The organism is Paenibacillus sp. NPDC101420 (assembly GCF_050277435.1).
Lineage (GTDB): Bacteria > Bacillota > Bacilli > Paenibacillales > Paenibacillaceae > Paenibacillus_AQ.
Genome location: NZ_JBNNSE010000001.1, coordinates 987023 through 1008092, shown reverse-complemented (window position 1 = coordinate 1008092; position 21070 = coordinate 987023). Strand labels below are relative to the sequence as shown.

The 21070-nt window shown below is 43.1% G+C and carries 16 protein-coding genes and 1 tRNA gene; 13 read left to right on the top strand and 4 right to left on the bottom strand.

All coding sequences use genetic code 11. The features are described from left to right. Nucleotides 1-80 precede the first annotated feature (80 nt). A complete protein-coding gene (locus tag ACQKMP_RS04710; RefSeq protein ID WP_427468901.1) occupies nucleotides 81-1334 on the top strand; it encodes a stalk domain-containing protein in 1254 nt (417 codons plus the stop codon). 466 nt (nucleotides 1335-1800) lie between these two features. Here the strand turns inward: ACQKMP_RS04710 and ACQKMP_RS04705 are convergent, their stop codons facing one another. Further along, nucleotides 1801-2349 (bottom strand): hypothetical protein, encoded by a 549-nt coding sequence (locus tag ACQKMP_RS04705; protein ID WP_379422211.1) that lies wholly within the window; start codon nucleotides 2347-2349, stop codon nucleotides 1801-1803. A 129-nt stretch (nucleotides 2350-2478) separates the two neighbouring features. Here ACQKMP_RS04705 and ACQKMP_RS04700 point away from each other — a divergent pair, with 129 nt between their 5' ends. The 4 genes from ACQKMP_RS04700 to ACQKMP_RS04685 all read left to right on the top strand — a co-directional run bounded on the left by ACQKMP_RS04700 (nucleotide 2479) and on the right by ACQKMP_RS04685 (nucleotide 7460). Beyond that, nucleotides 2479-2898 carry a hypothetical protein gene (locus ACQKMP_RS04700; protein ID WP_427468900.1) on the top strand — a complete coding sequence of 140 codons (420 nt, stop codon included), beginning with the start codon at nucleotides 2479-2481 and terminating at the stop codon, nucleotides 2896-2898. A 164-nt stretch (nucleotides 2899-3062) separates the two neighbouring features. Further along, on the top strand, nucleotides 3063-4010 hold the full coding sequence (locus tag ACQKMP_RS04695) for a radical SAM protein (RefSeq protein WP_341061706.1): 948 nt from the start codon (nucleotides 3063-3065) through the stop codon (nucleotides 4008-4010). A 175-nt stretch (nucleotides 4011-4185) separates the two neighbouring features. Further along, nucleotides 4186-5217: a bile acid:sodium symporter family protein gene (locus tag ACQKMP_RS04690; protein WP_427468899.1), complete on the top strand. Its 1032-nt coding sequence runs from the start codon at nucleotides 4186-4188 to the stop codon at nucleotides 5215-5217. 209 nt (nucleotides 5218-5426) lie between these two features. Beyond that, nucleotides 5427-7460, top strand: coding sequence for a methyl-accepting chemotaxis protein (locus ACQKMP_RS04685; RefSeq protein WP_427468898.1), 2034 nt, complete (start codon nucleotides 5427-5429; stop codon nucleotides 7458-7460). Nucleotides 7461-7610: 150 nt separating this feature from the next. Here the strand turns inward: ACQKMP_RS04685 and ACQKMP_RS04680 are convergent, their stop codons facing one another. After that, nucleotides 7611-8891, bottom strand: a complete 1281-nt coding sequence (locus ACQKMP_RS04680; RefSeq protein ID WP_331281427.1) for a histidine--tRNA ligase — start codon at nucleotides 8889-8891, stop codon at nucleotides 7611-7613. Nucleotides 8892-9244: 353 nt separating this feature from the next. On the opposite strand from ACQKMP_RS04680, the gene ACQKMP_RS04675 reads away from it, so the two are divergent. The 3 genes from ACQKMP_RS04675 to ACQKMP_RS04665 all read left to right on the top strand — a co-directional run bounded on the left by ACQKMP_RS04675 (nucleotide 9245) and on the right by ACQKMP_RS04665 (nucleotide 11570). Then, complete coding sequence (locus ACQKMP_RS04675; RefSeq protein WP_427468897.1) at nucleotides 9245-9898, top strand: HD domain-containing protein; 654 nt, start codon at nucleotides 9245-9247, stop codon at nucleotides 9896-9898. Between the two features lie 85 nt (nucleotides 9899-9983). After that, a complete protein-coding gene (locus ACQKMP_RS04670) occupies nucleotides 9984-11429 on the top strand; it encodes a DEAD/DEAH box helicase (protein ID WP_427468896.1) in 1446 nt (481 codons plus the stop codon). An 18-nt stretch (nucleotides 11430-11447) separates the two neighbouring features. Next, nucleotides 11448-11570: a hypothetical protein gene (locus ACQKMP_RS04665; protein WP_427468895.1), complete on the top strand. Its 123-nt coding sequence runs from the start codon at nucleotides 11448-11450 to the stop codon at nucleotides 11568-11570. A 461-nt stretch (nucleotides 11571-12031) separates the two neighbouring features. Here ACQKMP_RS04665 and ACQKMP_RS04660 read toward each other — a convergent pair whose 3' ends face one another. Further along, on the bottom strand, nucleotides 12032-13747 hold the full coding sequence (locus ACQKMP_RS04660; protein ID WP_042186761.1) for an ABC transporter ATP-binding protein: 1716 nt from the start codon (nucleotides 13745-13747) through the stop codon (nucleotides 12032-12034). Nucleotides 13748-14015: 268 nt separating this feature from the next. Between ACQKMP_RS04660 and ACQKMP_RS04655 the strand changes: the two genes are divergently transcribed. Further along, nucleotides 14016-15239: a CynX/NimT family MFS transporter gene (locus tag ACQKMP_RS04655; RefSeq protein WP_081951083.1), complete on the top strand. Its 1224-nt coding sequence runs from the start codon at nucleotides 14016-14018 to the stop codon at nucleotides 15237-15239. Between the two features lie 87 nt (nucleotides 15240-15326). On the opposite strand, the gene ACQKMP_RS04650 is transcribed toward ACQKMP_RS04655, so the two are convergent. Then, the gene (locus tag ACQKMP_RS04650; RefSeq protein WP_042186763.1) at nucleotides 15327-16088 is read right to left on the bottom strand and encodes a class I SAM-dependent methyltransferase; all 762 of its coding nucleotides are present in this window, start codon (nucleotides 16086-16088) and stop codon (nucleotides 15327-15329) included. Between the two features lie 271 nt (nucleotides 16089-16359). On the opposite strand from ACQKMP_RS04650, the gene ACQKMP_RS04645 reads away from it, so the two are divergent. The 4 genes from ACQKMP_RS04645 (at nucleotide 16360) to ACQKMP_RS04630 (ending at nucleotide 20976) form a co-directional block, all read left to right on the top strand. Then, nucleotides 16360-16443 (top strand) — tRNA-Leu (locus ACQKMP_RS04645). Nucleotides 16444-16781: 338 nt separating this feature from the next. Continuing rightward, the gene (locus ACQKMP_RS04640; protein ID WP_042186765.1) at nucleotides 16782-17111 is read left to right on the top strand and encodes a PadR family transcriptional regulator; all 330 of its coding nucleotides are present in this window, start codon (nucleotides 16782-16784) and stop codon (nucleotides 17109-17111) included. Next, nucleotides 17108-17665, top strand: a complete 558-nt coding sequence (locus ACQKMP_RS04635) for a DUF2812 domain-containing protein (RefSeq protein ID WP_042186767.1) — start codon at nucleotides 17108-17110, stop codon at nucleotides 17663-17665. The genes ACQKMP_RS04640 and ACQKMP_RS04635 overlap by 4 nt, the downstream gene beginning before the upstream one ends. A 221-nt stretch (nucleotides 17666-17886) precedes the next feature. Next, entirely contained in the window at nucleotides 17887-20976 is a 3090-nt protein-coding gene (locus tag ACQKMP_RS04630) for a PAS domain S-box protein (RefSeq protein WP_052404232.1), read from the top strand. Nucleotides 20977-21070 lie beyond the last annotated feature (94 nt).

Here is a 21070-nt window from a genome sequence, read left to right as displayed (position 1 = left end):
CTTTGGTAAAATGGTAGAAGACATATAAAGAGTTTAAGAGATTACACTTCATATTATGGAAGATGGGAGACTTAACAGTCATGAACAAACGGATTGGCAAATTGGTTTTATGCCTGGCGATTTCGCTAGGCGGCACCACGGCATTATTCCAAAACACTACACAAGCAGCACCCGCAGGTGGAGTTAGTATTGTGCTGGATGGTTATGCACTACCGTTTCCAGTAGAGCCTGTTGTGATGAACGGAACAACGATGGTTCCATTCCGGGCGATATCAGAAGCGCTGGGGATCAACGTAGAGTGGAATCAAGCACTTAAGAAAATTACCGCGACCAAGACGGATACAGCGGGTACTAAAGTGGTAACGTTGACCCTTGGTAGTAAAAATGCAGGCGTAAACGGCGAAGTTGTGAAGCTAGGGGTTGCCCCGCAAACGATCCGTAATAACACGATGATTCCACTTAGCTTCTTCGGCCAGCAGTTTGGTGCGGGCGTAGCATGGGATCAAGCAACCAAAACGGTATCGATCACTTCACCAAAGACGGATATGTATAAGCTGGGCTTTTATGCGCTTAGCTCATACAGTGAAATTTCGTTACTTCCTAGCTTTGATGCTGTAGCTTTTGGGTGGAGCGGGATTGATAAAAGTGGACAATTCACCACGACAGGCACTGACTTTAGATGGCCTCAAGCAGCTGGGGATGTAACCCCAGAGTCTATTGTCTCGAATGCAGCAGCAGGTGGTACAGCGCCTTATCTGATGGTCTTTTCTGGTGATACTGCAGCGGAGCTCACGAAGAATCTGGAAGATAAAACGCTTCAAGAGCAGACGATTACAGGAATCGTTGATCTGGCTACACAAAAGGGATTCCAAGGCATCACGCTGGATCTCGAAGGACTGGGTCTAACGGGAGATAAAGCAAAGGTGCAAGCCGATTATAATGCTTTTGTGAAGAATTTGTCTCAAAAAGCACATGCAGCAGGTCTTAAGCTCACGGTTATTCTTCATCCATTAAACAGCTCTTATAAAGGTTATGATTACAAGACGCTGGGAAGCCTCGCAGACGATTTGGTCATTATGGCTTATGATTATTTGCAAGAGAAAAAAATTCCAGAGCCGATGAGTTTAGTTGATGAAGGCATCCGGCTTGCACTTCAGCAAGTGAGTAAGGATAAGCTGATTCTCGGTATTTCCGTATACAGTGAGAATGAAACATCAGTATATTCCAAGGTTGGACTTGCTAAACGTTATGGTCTTAAAGGGATTGCAATCTGGCGTGTGGGCTTGATTGGACAGCCTGTCTGGAATGAGATGGGCAAGTCGGTGGAGTTGTAGGCGGAATTATGATACGTTATCAAAAGAAAAGGGCTGCCATTTGGCAGCCTTTTTTTTCTTAAAAAGAAAAAAATATATGCTGCGCAATAAATTATCCTTATCTTTCTCACATAAAGCTAGTATGGAATAGATCTATTAAAGTATAGGGAAATCCTCCCTATAAATTCTGTATTTTAGGGTTGTACAGGTGGAGTATAGGGAATTTATCCCTATATTTCAGCGGATATCATCGTTTTTTAGAAAATTCCCCGTATTAGAGGGAGAAATTCGGCATAACTGGGTAATTGTGAAGAAATCATCCTGAATATAGGGAGTTTTTCCCTATATATCTCCTTTGCCATCTCCCATCACAATTTCATTGGCTGGGTGCAGGAGATAGAGGAGTTTGGGATATGAAATCTAAAATGGATCGGAATTTATAGGTTTTACGGCATAAATGATCTTTCTCTTACGGAGGGGGATAAGCCTATTCATACGTACCATTCTTGATGGACTCGATGGTAGTGAACATCCGTGAGTATACATCTTTAATGTTGGGTTCATTTACTTTGCCGTTGTAAAGCCCGTATCCCCAAGTTTTATATGTTTCACCAGTTTGAAGATAGCAAGTAACATACATATCACTATTAAAATTTGTTAAAGAATAGTGCTCATACGATACGTCTTCAAGAACAAACGGCATAAATGATTTCGTAGCTCCAATAAAGAAGAAAGGAACACCTGCATTTGTGTATACTTTAACATACTTGTTGTCGTCCGCTTCTTTCAGATGCTCTTTCGTAATAACTACAGCATCATATTGGGAGGAGAGCTTTGAATAATCTTCTAACTCCTCAAAAGAAATACTTGTGAAGTACACATGTTCTTCTCTTATTTTAGGGACCTCGCCAACAACACCTATAAATAAGCTTTTCCCTGAGTACAGCGGTGTATCAACCGTATCGGCATTAGATGTACAGCCTGTAACAAATATGAATATTAGTATAATGAGTGAATTTAGGATGATTTTCCTCATCTTTTGGCTCCTTTCAAGCGTTCTGCATGAGTTGTGTTTGCTTACAATAAAGCATTATACTGGAAATTAATGGTTCAGACCAGTAAATGGGTCATGGAATTCGAAAGAAGCCTGATTCAGAGGAGGGTTATGTTGCATCCAATTACAGCAATAGAAATCATATTTTTGGTTGTTTTTGTCCTCATTATATTTGGAGTAGCCTTGTTTTTACCCCGTAAGATTAGGAGGTCTGGTTTAATTATAGTATCTTCAATAACTGTACTTTTGCTTTTATCCTTCGCTATTCGCCCCTACTGGATTGATTATCAAGTATCCCGAAAAACAGAACAACTCAATCACTATTTGGAGGAGAAATACCCTAATCAAGAATGGGAAATTAGTCGACAAGCAGGTAGACAATATAATCCTTATCATTTACAAGTTAGATTTAAAAACGAAGAAGGTTGGATTTATGTTTATTCAGTCGTAAATGAGAAGAAAATTCACCAGAGTGTGTGGATACCATTAGGTGGCAACTCTTTCGAAGAAGGAAAGCATTACGAAAAATGAGATCAGCTGAGTAGTGACGTAGTTACGACTGAAGCTGCTGACCTGGATTTCTCAAACACACTTCGACTGTTATATACCTCACATTAACCTAAGCCGTAAACCTTTATAATCTCTAAGATTGAACCCTTGAATCAAATCATTATTTTTCAGGAGGACTTTAGAGAATGAGATATAAAGCATTGGAACTAGACAAACCGCTTACTTATGAGCTGGAAGGCTTAGAAATAGGAGTTACCTCGAACTGTAATTTTCGCTGCGATTATTGTTGTGCGTATAATAGAAATGATGGACAAAGCATCAAGGCTAAAGAGGTTATCCGAATTCTTGAAGAGCTTCCTGGTCTGAAAAGAGTACGCTTGTCAGGTGGCGAGGTCACATTAAAGTTCGATGACTGTGTGGAGATTGTAAACTACTGCTCATCCAGAGGGATTCAGACACAGCTCAATTCGAACGGCAGTCTTTTAAATGCTGAACGGATTGATCAATTGGTCGCGGCAGGATTAACGACGATACATATTTCCTTCAATTTTACTACAGCGGACGCATTCTCTCGTTATTATAATATTCATCCAAGCATCTATGAGAAAATTAGAGAGAACATTACTATGTTCGCGGCAACTAGTGTAGATACGGTGCTGGAAACGCTATTGTTCAGCGAAACTCAGGATAATATGAAGGAAATTAGTGATCACGTATATGCGATGGGTGTTAGAACACATGAGATTCAGAACAGTATTATCATGGATCATACGGGTTGGAAGTCTATAGCTGCCCGTGAACAATTAAAGAATGCTGTGAGTGAACTGATCGCTATGAAGAAAGAGGATACGACCCTGTATTTCACTTGCATGGACCGGTTTATGGATGCGCTTGGGTTCGAGGAGCAACCGGGCGTTTATTTTCCACACTGCATAGAGGGCAAGAAACAGCTTCATCTACATGGCAATGGAGACATTCTGATCTCTGAATTATGTCATCCCGTTATTATTGGCAACATTTATCAGGGCACCTCATTGAAGGACTTATACAGTAACATGCCAGCGCCTTTGGCTCAGTTCCTGGATAAACTGCCATGCCCAGCACTGGACGCATTGTTTCCGCAAGGGGTTTAAATCGTTAAGCATTGCTATAAAATTACGACATGGAGCCAATTTAATGAATTGGTTCCTTTTTTGTGTAGTAGATTAATGGAAAGTCCTGTATGATTTCTGTAAGCTTATAGAGACTGCTATAACTTAAATTTGCGGATAAGGAATGTATGACATCCATACATAAGGTATGCGACACATGCTTACGAATATAAGAAATGGACTCATCAAATCCAATATTGTTCTCGAAAAAATAATGCCATTATTAACACCTACTGCCATCGTGGTTGGTGTGCTTAATGAAAGCAGACTGCTACCATTCACAGGTCTCGTCCCATGGATATTCGCCTTTATGACATTGATCGGGAGCTTGAAATCTAATCTCAAGGATCTGCTGGGCGTACTGCTGAAACCACAGAAGTTGATCGTGTTGATGCTTATTCTTCATATCGTGATGCCGCTCATTGGCTGGCTCGTTGCAAGTGCTGTTTTTCCGGGAGATCCTTACACAGTGACAGGATTTGTACTGTTGTTTGCGATCCCAACGGGTGTCGTTAGCGTGGTGTGGGTATCCATATACGGCGGGAACATTGCACTAACTTTGGCACTTATTCTAATCGATACGCTCTTGTCACCGATTGTCGTTCCGGGTACCTTGTATTTGCTCATGGGAGCGAGTGTGGAGATTCAGCTTGGGGAAATGATGAAAGGGCTCCTATGGATGGTTGTCATTCCTTCGGTAGTCGGGATGCTTCTGAATCAATGGACAAAAGGCAAGGTGAATACGGTATGTGGACCTCCGCTTTCCCCATTTGTAAAGGTTGGGTTGTTCATGGTCGTCTCTATTAATGGTGCTAGCATTGCTCGTTATCTGAAACACCCGGATAGTAAATTAGCGATTATTATTGGCGTAACCTTCGTAACCGTAGTTCTCGGATATGTAATCGGAGCATTGGTATCGCGCCGTTTCCGCTTTAGCTACGAAGATTCTGTGGCCGTACAATTTAATTCCGGCATGCGTAATTTAAGCGCAGGAGCTGTGCTCGCAGTAAAATATTTTCCTCCGGCTGTTGCACTCCCTGTGATTTCAGGAATGTTATTCCAGCAAATTCTCGCTGCAATGTCTGGTCTGTTTTTACGTAGCAGAACTAAACACCCTTTAACAGAGGGTGCAATTACGCAAGTTTCCCCAGCATCCCAGTCAGAACCGCCTATTTCATCTCAGAAATAAAACAGGTCTTAATAACTAGTGTAAAGAAGATCACCGAACTAGTAGAACTAGTTTTTTCTGCATTTATATGCAAAAATTCGACATTTTTTGATATTTTCCGTATTTTCGCTTCATCAATATTCACTAATTTATCATCATATCCGATAGTAGTTGTATTATTTACAATTGCATTGTTCTCTAATGAACAGTAGTCGGAAGGATGAGGAAAAATGAAGATTCGTCTTAAACTATCACTTATGATGATAGGTGTGACCCTATTATGTATTGCAGTAATGGGGGTTTTTACATATTTAAGGTCAACTCAGGCCATTGTGAGCCTTACTGAGAATTCTATGAAGCAGGTCAATACGAATAAAGCTCAGACCATATCGGCTATGATTTCGAAGGAGCAAAGAAGTATTGAACTTATTGCGGGAAGGTCGGAAATTGTCGAATTATTACTCCAAGCAGGGAATGGTGGCGTCGCCAAGGGGAGTAAGCTACAGAATGAGGTAAATATCAGCCTTCAGGGAATTGTGAAGGATGCTGGGAACCTCGAACATGCTTTTGTCAGTGATATGAATGGCATCGCTGTGGCTGACAGTGATATTAAACTTATAGGTACGGATTTCAGTGATAGAAATTATACGAAGAAAGTAATGGAGACTGCGGCGCCGGTAATTAGCGAAACACTGAAATCGAAATCTACTGGGGCTTATGTGGTAGGATTTGTACATCCGGTTAAGAGTAACGGGAAGATGATTGGATATGTAGCTTCAGCGGTTTCCGCAGATAGTATGATTAAGTATTTAGCAGATGCAAAAGTAGTAAATACAACGACTTCGTATGCTTATCTTCTCGATGAGAATGGGAATACACTGTACCATCCGGATAAGAAGCAAGTAGGACAACCTGTTGCCAATGATCAGATCATGGCTGTGGTGAAGCGTGTGAAATCTGGTGAAAAAGTAGAAGATAGCCTGCTTAGCTATACATATAATGATGTGGATAAAAAATCAGCCTATACCGTTATGCCTGAGACCCACTGGTTGCTTGGGATAACCGCAAATTTAGATGAAATTGTAAAACCTGTGAATGAGATGAGAAGCTTTAATCTGTTTCTGGGTGCAGGAAGTTTGATTATTGCATTGTTGATTGCTTTATATTTTGCTCAAAAAATCTCTTCACCGATTGCTAAACTGACAGAGTTGATAAATAGAACGGCAGAGCTGAATTTGACGTATGACTCCCAGTACGAGTATCTGACGAAAAACAAAGACGAAACAGGTACGATAGCCATAGCGATGCTCCGAACACGGGTTATTCTTCGTGATATGGCGGGTAGTCTAATCACGATCTCCACCAAGGTGCTTGATAATGCGGAGACTCTTGAAAAGCTGTCTATAGATGTACGGGAGAATGCTCATGATAATTCGGCAACTACACAGCAGCTTTCGGCAGGGATGGAGGAGACAGCAGCTTCAACACAAGAGATGACGGCAGCGATAACTGAAATTGATATTAATGTGTCCGAGATCTCCAGTAATGTGAAGGAAGGCGCTGAAGTTTCCAAGCAGATCAGTGAACGGGCGATGGTGTTACAAGATGAGGCGATAGAGTCTACGGATAATGCGAAGCGAGTGTATGAATCTGTTCGTATCGATATGGAAAAAGCAATTGAACAGTCGAATGCGATCTCAGAGATTAATGTACTGGCGGATACGATTCTATCGATTACTAGTCAGACCAATCTGCTTGCTTTGAATGCAGCGATCGAAGCGGCTAGAGCAGGTGAGGCAGGTAGAGGATTTGCTGTTGTAGCTGGTGAAATCCGCAAGTTGGCTGAGAAATCGTCAGAGACTGCGGCTGGGATTCAAGGGGTCGTTACAGGTGTTTATGCTTCTGTTGAACTAATGAAGGAAAATTCAGAGGCGTTACTAGCTTTTATTGACCAGAATGTTCTTGGAGACTATGAGCGGTTAACGGAGGTAAGTCAGCAATATAACAGAGATGCTACTACAGTGAATTTGCTGATGAATCAATTTGAGACTGCGGCCGATCATCTAAGTATGGCTGTATCTAGTATTTCTATAGCGGTCAATGAAGTGGCTGCTACAGTAAATGAGGGGGCTATTGGGATTCAGGATATTGCGGTGAAGACGGCTGATATCGTTGAGAAGACATTCCATGAAGTTACGGTGGCTGACGAGAATACCCAAAGTGCCAAGGAGCTACAGGGGCTGGTAGACCGGTTTAAGATCTAAGTAGGATTAAGGGAATCTTTATCCGTCATTCATAAAATATTAAGCTTGCAAGGTTATAGTACATATATAACCTCCCTTAAATATAAACTTTGCCCCGCCGGCCGTTGGCGGGGTCTTTTTTTATGTGAATCTTTATAAGCGAACACCAGCTTAGCCAGTGATGAGGTAAATAGCTTCATCCAGCGGAACGATAACCTCTGTTTGTTCCACCATATCTTTCAAACGTACCTTATCAATACTTGATTCGCTTTCGCCGATCAGTATAACGTAACGGATGTTTTTGGATGAAGCTGTGGCGAGCTGCTTTTTTAATTTTCTTTTACCGGATACGAGAGTGGTTCTTATAGAACAGGCACGCAGCTCGGCTGCTGCAATTAAAGCTTGTGGTAGTGTCTCACCAATGGGAATGACCATAACATTTGCTGCTCTATTTTCTTGGATAGGTCGTTCTGTTAGGAGCGCCATGATTGACTCCATACCAAATGACAACCCCACCGTAGGATATTGAATATCCTCTCTGCCCACTAGCTGTCCGATAATCGCGTCATATCTGCCTCCGCCACCCAAGCTTGAGGCAAAGGAACCAGATGCATCAAAGATCTCGTAAACTGTTCCTGTGTAGAATGAAAGACCTCGGGATAAGAAAGGATCGAAGCGGCAAGTCTCCTGTAGTCCAATGTCTTGGATTAGATTTTGTAGGACGAGAACCTCTGACGCACCCGGTTGTGTTGTGAGATTGTATTTGTCGCATAACTGCTCAAAGCTTGGATTGTCCATTTCGATAAGCGCTAGAATCGCTGTGATGGTTGCAGGTTCTAGCCCCTTGCCAATCAACTCGTTCTCCACTCCGCTAATGCTGATTTTCTCAAGTTTATCAAGGGTAAGCATAACGGATAGTTGCTCTTCCGCAGGTACGCCGATGGACTCTAGAATCTCACCGAGAAAACGTCGATTGTTCCATTTTAGGATGATAGGAATGTCCAGCTTGCGGAACGCTTCGGTAGCCAGCTGCATTAGCTCAGCTTCAGCCTCAGGGCCGGAAATGCCGACCACATCGACATCACATTGCAGGAATTCACGCAGACGCCCACGTTTTACGGGTCCATCTCGGAACACTTTTCCGATCTCATACCGCTTGAAGGGGAACTCTATCCCTGGATTTAAAGCGATCACTTTGGCAAAAGGAATCGTCAGATCATAACGCAACCCCAATTTGCGGTTGCCCTGATCCGTGAGTTGGTACATTTCCTTGAGGATTTCGTCCCCGCCTGCATATTTTGAGGTTAATAACTCCAATTCATTTAATAATGTCGTATCCATCGATTCAAAATCATAGAGCTCGAACAAGTCCTGCAGCGTATTTTGAATGTTCTTTCTGAGCGCTTGCTCTTGACCGAAGTAATCATAAGTTCCTTTAATGTTTTGCATCATTAGTAGCTCCTTTGAATTGGCATAGTTTAGAAAATAAAAAAACGCGCAGGACCTCTTGGTCCTGCGCGTGATCTATGCCGCAGGGAGGCCAACGCGAGTAGCGTTAGCCTCCCTGAAAAAATTCAGGAGTGCTAACGCTGTTTGTGATAATAATGAAGTTGATTCAGCATGATTGTATTTGTATTCATCAGAACCAATTCCCTTCGAAATTTTGATTACTGCCGATTATAGCGGATCATTTGGAGTCGTGCAAGCAAGAATTTATATTTGGTTCGATTTCTTGTGGGCGAATGGACAAGTTATCAGCTATAATAGGGCTTCGATATTCCTTAAGGAAAGGGAGTTTTTCTACGATGAATGAATCTTTAATTATAGCTCGGACCGAAGATTTTGTTAAAGAACAACTTGGACAAGATACTACGGGGCATGACTGGTGGCATTCCGATAGAGTGCGCAACACCGCCGCTGAAATTGCCAAGATCGAGAGCGCTGATGTATTTGTTTGCACGATGGCCGCCTTGCTGCATGATGTTGCTGACGAGAAGCTTAATCCGTCTAAAGAAGAAGGTTTGCTTAAAGTACGTACTTGGCTTTCTTCAAACCTTACAGATGAGCAACAAAATAATCATATTATGATGATTATTGAGACGATGTCCTTTAGTGGTGGCGGGGGAGAACCGATGCAGACGCTTGAAGGCCAAGTGGTTCAAGATGCCGATCGACTTGATGCGCTTGGTGCAATTGGCATTGCCAGAACCTTTATTTTCTCAGGGGCGAAAGGTCGTCCAGCTTATGATCCGGAAGTGTCTCCAAGAGATGAATCGCTTCAAAAGGAGTACAGGGATTACAGCAAAGGAACGGCTATCAATCATTTTTATGAGAAGTTATTAAAATTAAAATTCCTGATGAATACAACCTATGGACGCAAGTTAGCAGAAGAACGGCATGATTTTATGATTAATTATCTGGACCAGTTCTATAGGGAATGGAATCAAGGGAGCCAATAGCTGTTATAATGATAAGTATGCACAAGATGAAGGATCGCGGAGTTTCCGCTTTAACCAGAACAATCGGCATAGAAGAGGTTGAATGATGAGTGAATTGCAATTTAGAGATTATGAGTTAAACGAAGACATTATAAAAGCGCTGGATGTCCTGAAATATGAGACGCCAACAGAAGTTCAAAGCAAAGTGATCCCTGTAGCTCTTCAGCAAAAGGATCTGATCGTTAAATCGCAAACGGGTAGCGGTAAGACGGCAGCTTACGGAATCCCGGTCTGTGATTTGGTGGATTGGGTGGAGAATAAGCCGCAGGCTTTGATTCTAACGCCTACTCGGGAGCTTGCCATGCAAGTGAAAGAGGATATCACCAACATTGGACGATTTAAACGGGTTAAGGCCGTGGCTCTTTTCGGTAAGCAGCCTTTTGCTCCACAAAAAATTGAACTTACTCAAAAAACACATGTTGTCGTAGGTACGCCTGGACGTGTGTTCGACCATATTGAAAGAGGTACGCTTCCGCTAAATCGGATCAAGTATTTGATCATCGATGAAGCAGACGAAATGCTGAGCATGGGGTTCATTGAGCAGATCGAAAAGATCATTAAGCAGCTGCCAAAAGAACGAGTGACTTGTGTTTTCTCCGCTACATTACCGGAAGTGATTAAGAATTTGTGCCGGAAATATATGAGTGATCCAACGGAAATTGAGATTCAAGCAAGCGGAATTACAACCGCTACAATTGAACATGCGTTGATCGAAGTGAGACAAGCTGCTAAGTTCTCCCTACTGAGCGATATTATTACGGTGGAGAATCCGGACAGCTGTATTATCTTTTGCCGTACACAAGAACAGGTGAATGCGGTATTTAGAGGGCTGGCTGATTTGGAATATCCCTGTGATAAGATCCACGGGGGAATGGAGCAGAACGAGCGTTTTGAGGTCATGAATGCTTTTAAAAGAGGGCAGTTCCGTTATCTAATCGCTACCGATGTAGCGGCAAGAGGCATTGATATCGAGAACATCACTCACGTGATTAATTACGATATTCCGCTGGAAAAAGAAAGCTACGTGCACCGTACAGGCAGAACCGCTCGTGCAGGTAAGACAGGCAAAGCGATCACTTTTGTCACTCCAAATGAGCAAAAGTGGGTGAAGGACATTGAAAGCTATATTGGCTTTAGCATCCCGAACATGAAAGCTCCCTCGGACGATGCCGTTGCTTACGCGAAGGAAGCGTTTGAGCAGAAAATTAACAAGCAGCCTGTCCGCAAGAAGGACAAAAGCGAAAGCTTGAACAAAGAGATCATGAAGCTGTACTTCAACGGCGGCAAGAAAAAGAAGCTAAGAGCCGTGGACTTTGTCGGCACAATCGCGAAGCTTGAGGGTATATCTGCAGAAGATATCGGTATTATCTCGATTCAGGACAATGTGACCTACGTGGATATTTTGAACGGTAAAGGTGCAATGGTACTGCAAGCGATGAGAGAGACGACGGTGAAGGGCAAGCAGCTTAAAGTGCATATTGCGAAGAAATAAATGGTAGAAATCCCGTTCATGAAGCTGATTCAGCTGGAAACGCCGAAAAGAACGGTAGAAATCCCGTTCATGAAGCTGATTCAGCTGGAAATGCCGAAAAGAACGGTAAAAATCCCGTACAACGTGCTGAGCAAGCCGTAGGAATTTTTGGGAATTGAACATGGTTACCTTATCGGAGCGGAGAGCTATTATTATGCACAGAGTTGTGTTTGAGTTTGATTTATAGGGAAAACCTCCCTATAAATTACTGATTTTCGCTGGATTTTAAGCTTTTTAGGGAATTTCTCCCTATAAATCGCCTGAAATCCGCTGTTATGAGCTAATTAGGTGAATTTAAAGGGAGAAATTCCCCAATTGTTGAAATCAGGACCGTAATATCGATAAAATTGGGGAGGATTTCCCTAAATTTCATTCCCACGAATCCATAAGTCCGTAACTCCTTATACTCTCTAACTCCAATACTCTTAACTCCCTAACTCCCTAACTCACCAATTTAGCATCTCACGCTGGAAGCAGCGAGATGCACTAAAAAGCAAGCCTAGTCGCCACGTTATTGTCGACTAGGCTTGCTTCATTTAGCTAGGGAGCTAGATATAACGTCCCTAAGCGTTATACTGTGCCTGATGCAGCCGGCTGTATATGCCACCGGCATGGACTAACTCTTCATGGCGGCCTTGCTCGGCGATGCCTTCTTCGTTCACGACCATGATCCGGTCGGCATTTTTTATCGTCGTCAATCGGTGGGCGATGACGAGTGTGGTTCTACCCACGGACAGATCCGCCAGTGATTGCTGAATCGCTGCTTCCGTTTCTGTATCCAGTGCTGAAGTAGCTTCATCCAGAATCAGGATCGGTGGATTCTTCAGGAACATGCGGGCGATCGCTAGGCGTTGCTTCTGTCCACCGGACAGCTTCACACCGCGCTCTCCGATCACTGTATCCATGCCTTCTGGCAGATTCTGAATGAGATCTTCCAGATGGGCACGCCGAGCAGCTTCCCAGATTTCAGGCAGCTTCGCATCCAGCTTTCCGTAGGCGATGTTTTCACGAATCGTACCCGAGAACAGGAACACATCCTGCTGTACGATCCCGATCTGCTTACGTAACGACTCCAGCTTCATGTCACGGATATCAATGCCATCTATGGTGATAGCCCCGCCTGTGACATCATAGAAACGAGGGAGCAGGCTGCAAATAGTTGTTTTGCCTGCACCAGAAGGTCCAACAAAGGCAATCGTTTCGCCAGCCTTAACTTTTAGGCTGATATTTTGTAGAACCGGACGGTCCTCATCGTATCCGAAAAAGACATTCTGGAAGGTAATATCACCGTGTAAAGTACTTACCTCTACGGCATCCGGCTTATCACTGATATCTGGCTCCGTATCAATAATTTCTAGATAACGTTTAAAGCCGGCAATTCCTTTTGGATAACTCTCGATAACGGCATTGATCTTCTCGATCGGACGGAAAAAGATATTGGACAACAGAATAAATGCCACAAACTCACCGATTTGCAACTCGCCATTGATGAAGAACCAAGCGCCGCTGATCATCACAAGGATCGTAATGAGGCGGGTCATCATATAGCTGACAGATAAGCTTTTGGCCATGATTTTATAAGCGAGAAGCTTAGTTTTACGGAACATTTGATTATCTACTGCGAATAGCTCTTGCTCATGCTGCTCATTGGCAAAAGATTGAACAACCCGGATACCACCGACATTATCTTCGATACGGGCATTGAAACTACCTACATTTCCAAAAAGCTGGCGATAGGTGGAAGTCATATTGCGTCCGAAGTAGATGATCACCCAAGCCATAATTGGAACGATAATAAAAGTAATAATGGCCAGCTTCAGATTAATATCAGCCATAAGGAGGAAAGCACCGACAAGTGTCATGATGGCGATAAATATATCCTCAGGACCGTGATGCGCCACCTCGCCGATATCATTTAAATCGTTGGTGATTCGCCCGATGAGGTGACCTGTTTTATTATTATCAAAAAAGCGGAAGGACAGTTTCTGGATGTGATCGAACATTTTTTTACGCATATCGGTCTCGATATTGATGCCAAGCATATGCCCCCAGTATGTAACGATATACTGCATAACTGTATTCAAGGCGTAAATAGCTAGGAGCGCGACACACGCAATAAGAATTAGCGGCCAATCTTGACCCGGGAGCAAATCATCAATAAATTTATTGACAGCTACCGGAAAAGCTAGTTCTAGCAGACCTGCAAAAACAGCGCAGGAGAAGTCCAAGATAAATAGTTTTTTATACGGACGATAGTAGGAAAAAAACCTTCGAAGCATTCTGTTCACTCTTTTCTATAGGAATATGTAGGAGATCGAATGAAATTGATTCTCAATTGTCTTGATTATATGGATACTAAAGATGTCATTCGATTTTGTCAATAATAGGGTTATAAAATTACTTAAGGCTTGTAACTTTTATAATAATAGTGGATGATAGGTCTTAATGCCATGTAATAAACATTTTTATATTTCTGGCGTAATCGCTCACCGTCCTTACAGGAATGTCAAAGGCGTTTATGCTTGTTGCAATTTAGGAGGATACATGATGAAAGCATCGCAACGAGAAGGAAACATTCAGAATAGAGGTTTAACGGATACCAAATATGATCGCTGGCTGCTAGTGTTGGGGATTGTGTTTATCGCAGCGGCACTTAGAGCGCCTTTCACTTCCGTCGGTCCACTGGTACAAATGATTCAGGATGATCTAGGCTTATCGAACACTTTAGCAGGAGCTATTACTACTCTACCATTGTTGGCTTTTGCCATTTTGTCCCCGTTTGCTCCAAAGCTAGCTCGCCGTTTCGGCTTGGCTAATGTGTTATTAATTGCTATGGTTATGCTTGCTATGGGGATTCTAATCCGGTCGGGATCTGGAACGGGACTGTTGTTCACAGGTACGGCGATACTCGGGCTTTCTATTGCGGTATGTAATGTACTGCTTCCGGGTCTGATTAAAGGAAAGTTTCCCCACAAAATTGGATTAATGACAGGTGTTTATACTGTCTCAATGAATTTATGCGCTGCCGTCGCTTCAGGTATTAGTGTACCGCTAGCTAGTCAAGCTGGATTTGGCTGGAGAGGGACTTTGGCGATTTGGTTTATGATCGCTGCGCTAGCAACCCTGTTCTGGATTCCGCAAATGCGCAAGCTCGATCAAGGGACTGGGGCCAAGGGGTCGATCTCTAGTGGAAATATGTGGCGTTCTTCGCTTGCTTGGAAGGTAACGATTTTTATGGGCTTACAGTCGTTGCTCTATTATGTCTTCATAGCTTGGTTCTCTGTTCTCCTTGGTGAGCGAGGGATGTCATCAAGCCATGCAGGTTGGTTACTATCACTAATGCAAATGGCCCAGCTGCCGTTTACTTTCTTCGTGCCGTTGTGGGCAGGTCGGATGAAGAACCAACGTATTCTAGTAATCATCACGGCTATTTTGTATTTCATCGGAATCGGTGGCATTTGGTTGGGAAGCAGTGCTTTAATGGCTGTCTGGGCGATCTGTTTTGGGATTGCCGGAGGATTTGCCTTCGGACTTGTGATGATGTTCTTCAGTCTACGGACCAGAAGCACTCAAGAAGCAGCGGAACTGTCGGGAATGGCCCAATCCGTAGGTTACGTGCTTGCAGCAATGGGCCCGGCATTATTCGGATGGCTTCATGATGTAACGAATAGCTGGACGATGCCGCTTGTTTTATTGCTGGGTGCAAGCGTATTGCTGCTGGTTGTCGGACTTGGTGCTGGTAGCGATCGATATGTGGGAGATAGAAGATAGATGGTCATAAAAAGAGTGTATTGGTGCGGACACGCGCCAGTACACTCTTTTTTTTTGTTGCATAGGAAGAAGCCACGCCCTTCATTGTTAGACGCGTTTGTAAGCGACGACCCGGATTCTTCGATAATCCATCACCCAGCGGCCATCCTGAAATAATGTCGGTCTAAGTTTCTGTTCCATATAAGAGAGGACTTCTTCTCGTTCAGATGGTGTTAGGACACTTAAGATTCCATTAGCAAAAGTGTTCAGCCAGGACTGGAACCCTTGCTCTCCAGCCTCTAGTGGGGTTGGACGGTCGAAACAAAGGGCGAGGTCAACAGTCAGTCCATGTTGTTCTAGTAGTGTTGTATATTGTCCGATGCTTGGGAAGTACCAAGGTAATTGAAGCTTATCACTACACCCTATAGCGGTAAAAGCATTTGGAAGCTCAGTAACGATAGAAGCGATATTGCCCAGCCCACCGAACTCGGCAACAAAACGTCCGCCTGTTCGTAGGCTAGCTGTGATAGAAGCAGCTGCTCCGTTCGAGTCGGTCAACCAGTGTAGAGCAGCGTTGCTGAACACGGCATCGACTGGCTGTTCCGCGACATAGTTTTGCCCATCTGCTAAGATGAAGTTTAGCTGGGGATGCTTGTCACGGGCAGTCTGAATCATTTCGGCTGAAGCATCAATACCTGTTACAGTGGCACCACTAGCGGCGATGGCTGCTGCCAAATCACCAGTTCCGCAGCCCCAATCAACAATTTGTTCGCCAGGCTGGGGGCGAAGAAGCTCAATCAAAGACTCTCCAAACTGAGACACAAAGGCCATATCAGTATCATAGGTTCCGGTATTCCACTGTTGGTTCATACGTATTCGTCCTTTCTGGTTTGGAATTACAGTGATATTTCTGATGCAGCACATTCTTTTAATTATGTTGTATCATATCAGCCTCTTATAAGTGAAATATATAAACTGAATAACTGTGATTGGTTATGCCTATGGAGATTTGAATATATTTTTTCGCTTATATCGCTGTTGTTAGATTTATCTGTACATCGATTTAAAAATATGTTGCTATTTATCCGAAAAAAGAGTATAGTCTTATGTACAGTGATTATTTCATTGGTGTACATAATGTGCGGTCGTGGCGGAATTGGCAGACGCGCACGGTTCAGGTCCGTGTGGTAGCAATATCGTGGAGGTTCGAGTCCTCTCGACCGCATCATCAAATAGGCTTATACAATTGCTCTTGGGCAGTTGTGTAAGCCTATTTTTTATGTCTGAAGAAAGTGATGGTGGTCCAATTCTAGTGGCTTCTAAGTCCGATGCACCCCATGCGTAGTGGAAGGAATAGATTTAATTAGATGGGGTAGATCCAAGTTGAGGGAATTGCGATCATGAACCGTCTATATCCATGTGCTATAGGCTTTTTTTCGTGGTTATGATCGGTTGCGTTTACTAAAAATAGGTATTTTTGTATTGACAATTATATCGGCTTCCGTAATAATATTATTACGGTAACCGATATATCGCTAACAGTAATAGAATGGAGATGGAATCATGCCTGAAAGCTCAGAAAGAGGAGCCTTAACGGAAGCTGTATTTTACATTTTATTGTCTTTATACACCGCAATGCACGGATACGCGATTATGCAGAATGTGAAGGATTTAAGTCATGGTCGAGTGGAACTTGGAGCGGGCACTTTATATGGAGCTATCAACACCTTGCTTGAGAAAAACTGGATAAGAGCTATAGAAGGGGAAGAAGGCTCCCGAAGAAAGGAATACGAAATTACTGAATTAGGGAAGACAGTGATTCAGGGGGAGCTTATCCGGTTGGAAGAACTGATTGCCAATGGGAAGAGAATAGCTGGAGGTGAGTCCAAATGAAACATGTGGTTCGCAAGCTGTTTTGGGATTTTGAGAAGGAAGAACAGTGGCTTAATGAAATGTCTGCCAAAGGGTTAGCCCTTTCAAGCTACTCCTGGTGTAAATATGTGTTTACTGACTCGTCTAAGAATGAGTATACGTATAGAATTGAGCTTTTAGATAATGTGCCTACTCATCCGGAAAGCATGGCATACCTCAAGTTTCTAGAAGAAAATGGAGTAGAGTGTGTTAGCAGCTATGTTCGCTGGATTTATCTTAGAAAGAAGTCATCCGAAGGTGCGTTTGATATTTACACAGATCTGGAATCCAAAATAAAACACTTTAAGCGAATCAACACACTATGGAATTCTGTCATGTGGTTAGAGTTCATTGTTGGTTTAGCCAACATTCTCATTGGGCTAACGAATTATTTCACTTCATCCAACAGCATTAGTTTGGTAAATGTTATTCTAGGCGGGTTTTTAATTCTTTTAGGACTTGTTTTTTTTAGAGCTGGCGCACCTATCCGTAAGAAAATTAAAAAGCTTCAGCAAGAGAATTTAATAAGAGAATAGTCCTTATTCTTGTGATATGTATAAACAGCAGTTTTCCTGATTACTCGGGACTTGTTGTTTATTTTTTTGTCTATGACGATAACGCGCAATCTCATTGCTTTTCACCGGCCTATCATTTAGGACTCAACTATCAAGCTTAATTACCGAAAAAAAGGTATACTGGAATAGATTACGAAATTGTAATAAAGTTTGTCCCCATACCAAAAGAGGAGGCTGCACAGGTGTCTGAATTTCTTTTTAAGCAACTATACTTACGGTCTTCTATAGGGGTTGCTGTAGTCTCTCCCAAGGAAGGGACCTTGATTCAATCCAATCCAGCACTTTGCCATATGCTTGGTTACTCTGAAGAAGAGCTTTTAAATATGCACTATCTAGATCTTATTTATCCAGACGATGTAGCTGATGATGATCATTACGTTATCCTGAACAATCTCTTAGCAGATCCTGGGACCGCAATAGAGTTAGAAAGACGGTTCTTATGTAAGGGTGGCGAGATAATCTGGGTAGCTCAACATATATTTCTGATTCTTCAGGAGAACTCTAGTGAACCCCTTGTCTTGATCTCAGAACTTACGGATATCACAGACCGAAAGCTTGCGGAAGATAAGATTCAGGAAGATCAGCATTTATATAATTTGATCACACAAAATACGCCGGATATGATTTCTTTTGGCGGACCAGACGGTACACTGCACTACGTTTCTCCTTCAGTGGAGTTGTTGCTAGGATATCCTCCAGATGAAATGATCGGTACGAAAAGACCTGAGTATTATCACGCAGAAGATGCCCTTGAAATGACAAAACACGGAAAGCTCTATTCTGATACGGATGTGTATACACGCAGGGCCCGGCATAAAGACGGACATTATTTGTGGATTGAGAGCAGCTCACAGGTGGTACGCGATGATCAGGGGGAAATCAAGCAGATATTAACGATCGGCCGCGATATTACGCAGCGTAAGAAATATGAGGATATGCTGGCGCAAGCCCAATATCTTGCGAAAATGGGATCGTGGGAATGGGATGCGACGAAAACGCGGTTGACGGTTTCTAGAGAGATGCGTAACATTTTTGGCTTTTCGTTGGACGACAGCAATCATTCCTATTTTGATTACAAACGAGTGCTTTCCTGTATTGATCCAGATGATTTTACTAGACTTCAAAAGCTGGTTCACCAGTCTTTAGCGAATGGGACGAATGGCGAAGTTATGGTTAGAATTAAAAGTGCGGATGGAAAATTGAAGTTTCTGGATGCACACTGGGAAGTGACTAAAGATGAGGAAGGAAGAGTGCTACAGATCAGCGGGATTGCCCAGGATGTGACTGAACGTCATCAAATGGAGGAACAGATGCGTGATAGTGAGCAGAATTACCGACTCCTGTCGGAAAATTCAATGGATTTCATTTCACGTAATACAGCGGACGGAGACCTCATCTATCTATATGCATCACCCATTTGCCAGACGATGTTCGGCTATACACCGGAAGAAATGTACGAAACGAGAGGTATTGATTACATACATCCTGAAGACAAGGAGAAAGTGGTGTCCTATCTTAGCAACTGTATGGAAGGGAAGAAGCTCGACCCTGTGACCTTTCGGTTTCTATGCAAAGATGGAACGTACATTTGGACGGAAACAACACTTCGCTATATTTACTCGGAGACCTTTGGAGGACGGGAGCTTGTGTGTGTAACCCGGGACATTGCGGAACGGGCGCGGCATTTTGAAGAAATAGAGAAGTTAAGTAACGAGCATGCTCTAATATTGAATTCGGTATCTGAAGGCATATTTGGTATGAATCTTGAAGGGGATACGATGTTCATCAATCCAGCGGCGATTACTATGCTAGGATACGATCCAACGGAATGGTTGAACAGCAAATTCCATACGATTCATCAGACTTGGCTGGATAATGAGCCATTCTTGGGCATTCAGAAGACGCTGATTCCCTCGCACTTCAATAATCGCTCTTTTGATGAGAAAGAGGGTGTGTTTTGGAGGCAAGATGGTTCCAGCTTTTTGGTCAGATATCACATGACTCCTCTTTTTGATGGAGAAGAGCGGATCGGGGCTGTAGTGGTTTTCCGAGATATCACAGAAGAGAAGGAGATTGTGCGAGCGAAGGAGTCTGCAGAGGAAGCGGATCGGGCGAAATCGGAGTTTCTAGCGATCATGAGCCATGAGCTGCGTACGCCTATGAACGGTATTATAGGAATGGCAGACTTGCTCTCAGGGACAGAGTTAAATGAAGAGCAGAGCTACTACACACAAATCATTACAAGTAGCGGAGAAGCATTGCTTCATATTTTGAATGAAGTGCTGGATTTCAGCAAAATTGAAGCAGGCATGATGACACTTGAACTGCAAATGGTGGATTTGCGTGAAGTGATACAGAACGTTAGTGAGCTATTCTATCCGAAGGTCAAAGAAAAAGGGTTGTTATTAACTATCAATATTGCACCTGATCTTCCATTTGTCATTGTGACGGATGAGGCAAGATTGCGCCAAATTCTCGTAAACCTAGTGGGAAATGCGGTGAAATTTACGGAGACAGGTGAAATTAGTATTTCTGCCAGCCTGGAAGCTTCTCAAAAGTCAGGAAATATTATCGTTAAATTCATGGTTAAAGATACGGGCTTGGGGATCCCGGTTGCCAGTCAAGGGTTATTGTTTCAATCGTTCTCGCAATTGCATCCTTCCATTAATCGAAAATATGGCGGAACAGGACTTGGACTGGCGATTAGCAAAAAGCTGGTGGAGCTGCTCGGAGGAGCGATTGGTGTGAGGAGCTGTGAGGAACATGGCTCAGAGTTCTTTTTCACCGTGGAGGTCTCTTTGCCAAAAGAGGAATGGATTCAGAAGGTTACGCTCCACCCTTCAGTGGATACAGACAAAAGCAATAAACCTAACGCCAGAGCATCTGATACGGGAGAATATGGACCGATGTCTATTCTCATCGCTGAAGATCATCCTGTGAATCAGCAACTGATGCTGGCTTATATGAAGAAGAGGGGATACTTCCCTGACGTTGCATCAAATGGCGAGGAAGCAGTTCGAGCTGTGCTGTCCAAGGATTATGATCTCGTCTTTATGGATATTCAGATGCCTATTATGGATGGGATAGAAGCAACAGGAATCATACGTGAGAAGCTCGGGCTGTCTCCCATTATTATTGCGGCCACAGCTTTTGCCAGAAATGAAGATAAAGACATGTGTCTGAGTGCAGGAATGCAGGATTTCATCTCCAAGCCTATCTCCATAAAGGAGCTTGACAGGGTTTTAAAAGATTGGTCTACTCGGATTCGTTAAGGATGAGGAGTGTCATTGACAAAAGGGCGTAAGATTAATATATTTGTAATCGTAATTATTACGAATATATTGTCAATGAAAGGACCCATACCTT

What these genes read in the sequence shown, in the direction of transcription:
- ACQKMP_RS04690 (WP_427468899.1), top strand. Translation starts at nt 4,186, where the DNA reads ATGCTTACGAATATAAGAAATGGACTCATCAAATCCAATATTGTTCTC.
- ACQKMP_RS04685 (WP_427468898.1), top strand. Translation starts at nt 5,427, where the DNA reads ATGAAGATTCGTCTTAAACTATCACTTATGATGATAGGTGTGACCCTA.
- ACQKMP_RS04635 (WP_042186767.1), top strand. Translation starts at nt 17,108, where the DNA reads ATGAAACATGTGGTTCGCAAGCTGTTTTGGGATTTTGAGAAGGAAGAA.
- ACQKMP_RS04655 (WP_081951083.1), top strand. Translation starts at nt 14,016, where the DNA reads ATGAAAGCATCGCAACGAGAAGGAAACATTCAGAATAGAGGTTTAACG.
- ACQKMP_RS04640 (WP_042186765.1), top strand. Translation starts at nt 16,782, where the DNA reads ATGCCTGAAAGCTCAGAAAGAGGAGCCTTAACGGAAGCTGTATTTTAC.
- ACQKMP_RS04705 (WP_379422211.1), bottom strand. Translation starts at nt 2,349, where the DNA reads ATGAGGAAAATCATCCTAAATTCACTCATTATACTAATATTCATATTT.
- ACQKMP_RS04700 (WP_427468900.1), top strand. Translation starts at nt 2,479, where the DNA reads ATGTTGCATCCAATTACAGCAATAGAAATCATATTTTTGGTTGTTTTT.
- ACQKMP_RS04675 (WP_427468897.1), top strand. Translation starts at nt 9,245, where the DNA reads ATGAATGAATCTTTAATTATAGCTCGGACCGAAGATTTTGTTAAAGAA.
- ACQKMP_RS04665 (WP_427468895.1), top strand. Translation starts at nt 11,448, where the DNA reads ATGAAGCTGATTCAGCTGGAAACGCCGAAAAGAACGGTAGAAATCCCG.
- ACQKMP_RS04710 (WP_427468901.1), top strand. Translation starts at nt 81, where the DNA reads ATGAACAAACGGATTGGCAAATTGGTTTTATGCCTGGCGATTTCGCTA.
- ACQKMP_RS04650 (WP_042186763.1), bottom strand. Translation starts at nt 16,088, where the DNA reads ATGAACCAACAGTGGAATACCGGAACCTATGATACTGATATGGCCTTT.
- ACQKMP_RS04695 (WP_341061706.1), top strand. Translation starts at nt 3,063, where the DNA reads ATGAGATATAAAGCATTGGAACTAGACAAACCGCTTACTTATGAGCTG.
- ACQKMP_RS04670 (WP_427468896.1), top strand. Translation starts at nt 9,984, where the DNA reads ATGAGTGAATTGCAATTTAGAGATTATGAGTTAAACGAAGACATTATA.
- ACQKMP_RS04680 (WP_331281427.1), bottom strand. Translation starts at nt 8,891, where the DNA reads ATGATGCAAAACATTAAAGGAACTTATGATTACTTCGGTCAAGAGCAA.
- ACQKMP_RS04660 (WP_042186761.1), bottom strand. Translation starts at nt 13,747, where the DNA reads ATGCTTCGAAGGTTTTTTTCCTACTATCGTCCGTATAAAAAACTATTT.